Genomic DNA, 754 nt, shown 5'->3' on the forward strand with positions numbered 1-754 from the left:
TTTCCTGTTCCAAATCGCGTTAAAATAGCTCTGCTAGCTAAACTTGAAATAATGGTTCCGCCTGCTATTGTCATAAAAAGCAAGCCAGCAGTTTCAAGCGGTGCGCCCAAATCCGGTTGCATCACAGGCCATGCCGCTCCCAACAATGAATCAGGTAAACCTAAACTGATAAAGGCCAAATAAATGATTACTAGAAAGAATGTAGCCATATGTAACCCGCCTATTTATTGAAATGTTCTGCTAAATTATTTTGGAAAGTACCTTCTTTGTAGTATAGCATTTCATAGATATTTATTTTACTTTTGGGATTTTTATGGAGTGGGTAAAACTAGTTTGCTAGTTTTGCTAGCATAAAGCTAATTATACTTTATACCGATAAAGATTTATACCTTATTAACGTATAAAAAATAATCCCTCATGTGATTTTAACAGGTCAATGTGAGGGATTATTACCTTACCGCGCCTTCTATGATGGGGTTAGTCAACTGCCTTGACCAGTCTTCTATCCATATAAAAACCAGCCATACCGCAATTATTGCACCGTCACCATACACGCCTCCCACTCTTCCTGAATCACCCGCCGGCCTTTCTTCACGTCAGGATGAAATTGAATATACGCATCCTCCCGCGTCTGTTCAGTCACCTGTACAGCATGTTGAATTTCCTGCGTTAAACCCTGTACGCCAGCATTTTCAGCAATGGAAAGTCCTGCTGTAATTCCCTGCTTCATGGCAACTTTAGCGCCTTCGATACC

The 754-nt window shown here is 40.6% G+C and carries 2 pseudogenes; both read right to left on the bottom strand.

Annotation, left to right across the window (positions count from 1 at the left end):
• Nucleotides 1-209 (bottom strand): annotated as a pseudogene (locus AC3G7N_RS20870) (MFS transporter); the annotation flags it as partial.
• Nucleotides 210-532: 323 nt separating this feature from the next.
• A pseudogene (locus AC3G7N_RS20875) lies at nt 533-754 on the bottom strand (NAD(P)/FAD-dependent oxidoreductase); the annotation flags it as partial.

Source organism: Virgibacillus carmonensis (assembly GCF_057836705.1).